2 protein-coding genes and 1 rRNA gene are annotated in these 1951 nt (G+C 69.9%); all 3 read left to right on the forward strand.

Features of this window, described 5'->3' with window-relative positions; translation table 11 throughout:
* The first annotated feature begins 60 nt into the window (after positions 1 to 60).
* Positions 61 to 177 (forward strand): 5S ribosomal RNA (gene rrf, locus AOK18_RS26575).
* 67 nt (positions 178 to 244) lie between these two features.
* Complete coding sequence (locus AOK18_RS26580) at positions 245 to 892, forward strand: HAD family hydrolase (RefSeq protein ID WP_055695983.1); 648 nt, start codon at positions 245 to 247, stop codon at positions 890 to 892.
* A 171-nt stretch (positions 893 to 1063) separates the two neighbouring features.
* A partial coding sequence (locus tag AOK18_RS26585; protein ID WP_099048947.1) for an MFS transporter occupies positions 1064 to 1951 on the forward strand: 888 nt, incomplete at its 3' end.

A 1951-nucleotide genomic window follows, 5' to 3' on the forward strand; every position in this document is an offset into this window, starting at 1 on the left:
GTTCTGAAACCACGAACAACCCCATGTGTTCTGCATGGTGCGGTTGATGTTTCATAGTGTTTCGGTGGTCATAGCGTAGGGGAAACGCCCGGTTACATTCCGAACCCGGAAGCTAAGCCTTACAGCGCCGATGGTACTGCAGGGGGGACCCTGTGGGAGAGTAGGACGCCGCCGAACAATTTGTGATGAAGGGGAGAGCCCCGTGCCATGCGGCACGGGGCTTTCCGCGTTTAAGGTCGAGATCATGCGCTATGACCTGGTTATTTTCGACAATGACGGTGTTCTTGTCGACAGTGAACCCATCTCCAACCGGCTGCTGGCCGGCTACCTCACCGAACTCGGGCATCCGACGTCGTACGAGGACTCCATCCGTGACTACATGGGATCCGCCCTGCACCGGGTGCACGACCTGGTGGAGGAGCGAACCGGACAGCGGCTGCCGGACGACTTCGACGACGTCTTCCACACCCGCGTCTTCGCCGCGTTCGAACGGGAACTGAAGCCGGTGGCCGGCGCGGCCGACGTGCTGGAGGCGCTGGCGGCCGACGGGGTGCCGTACTGCGTGGCCTCGTCCGGGAGTCACGAGCGGATCCGGGTGGGCCACCGTACGACCGGGCTCGACCGGTGGTTCGACGACGCACGGATCTTCAGCTCCCAGGACGTGGGGCGGGGCAAGCCTGCGCCGGACCTGTTCCTGTACGCGGCGGAACGCATGGGGGCCGCTCCGGCGCGCTGCGTCGTGGTCGAGGACAGTCCGCTGGGCGTACGGGCGGCGGTGGCGGCGGGGATGGACGTGTACGGGTTCACCGCGATGACCCCCGCGGAGAAGCTGGCGGGAGCCACCCGGCTCTTCGCGGATCCGCGGGAGTTGCCGGGCCTGTGGGCGGAGTGACCCGCCTCCGCGGCCGACCGCGGTGGTCCCGGGCTCCCGCAACGGCTCACGCGAAGCCTCCTCCGCCACCCCACTCCCGCTGCCGCTCCTCCCGAACTCCGTTGGAACCGGGCGCCATTCGTCCTCGGCCGGATCTACCCACCGGTACGGCAGGGCCCTACGCTCGCCGCCATGACCGATGTGCTGCGGCGCAGCAGGGCCTCGCTGGCGTTCGCCTTCCTGGTGCAGGGAGTCGCCTTCGCCCTGCTCGTGACGCGGATCCCGGCCATCCAGGACCGTTACGGGGTCTCCGACGCGCTGCTGCCCGCCTTCCTCGCGGCGGTGCCGGTACTCGCCGGTATCGGGAGCGTGGTGACGGAGCGACTGGTGAAGACGGTGCCGCCGAGCCGGGTGCTGCGGTGGTCGCAGCCGGTCGTGCTGCTGGCGCTGCTCGGGGTCGGGGCGGGGGAGCATCTGGCCGGACTGGCCGGGGCACTGGCCGTGTTCGGGCTGGCCGTGGGGGCGCTGGACGCCTCGATGAACATGCTCGGGGTGAGCCTCCAACGGGCGTACCGGCGCAGCATCATGCTGAGTTTCCACGCCGCCTACAGCCTGGGCGGAATCGCCGGGGCGTCGCTCGCGTGGGTGGGTGCGCACGGGCAGTCGGCGCTGTGGGTGTCGTATCTGCCGGTGGTGCTGGTGCTGATGCCGGCGGCGCTGATCGGCAGCCGCTGGTACGCGGACCGGGAGCAGGGGGAAGAGGGCCGGGGCGGGCCGCAGGACCGGGTCTCCGGGACGGCCGCCGGACGCGGGGACGGGACGGGGTCCGTCGTCGCCTTCAGGCTGCTGCTGCCGCTGTGCCTGGTGATGACGGTGGCGTACATCGGGGACTCGACGGTCTCCAACTGGAGCGCGAAGTACCTCCAGGACGTGCTGGGGAGTTCGGAGCAGACGGCGACCGTCCCGTACAACGTCTACATGGTCACCACGCTGCTGGGACGGACGGTCGGGGACCTCGGGGTGCGGCGCTTCGGCGCCGTGGCGGTGGTGCGGGCCGGGGCGCTGGTCGCGGCGGCGGGG

Source organism: Streptomyces prasinopilosus, from assembly GCF_001419695.1.
GTDB lineage: Bacteria > Actinomycetota > Actinomycetes > Streptomycetales > Streptomycetaceae > Streptomyces > Streptomyces prasinopilosus.

What these genes read in the sequence shown, in the direction of transcription:
- AOK18_RS26580 (WP_055695983.1), top strand. Translation starts at nt 245, where the DNA reads ATGCGCTATGACCTGGTTATTTTCGACAATGACGGTGTTCTTGTCGAC.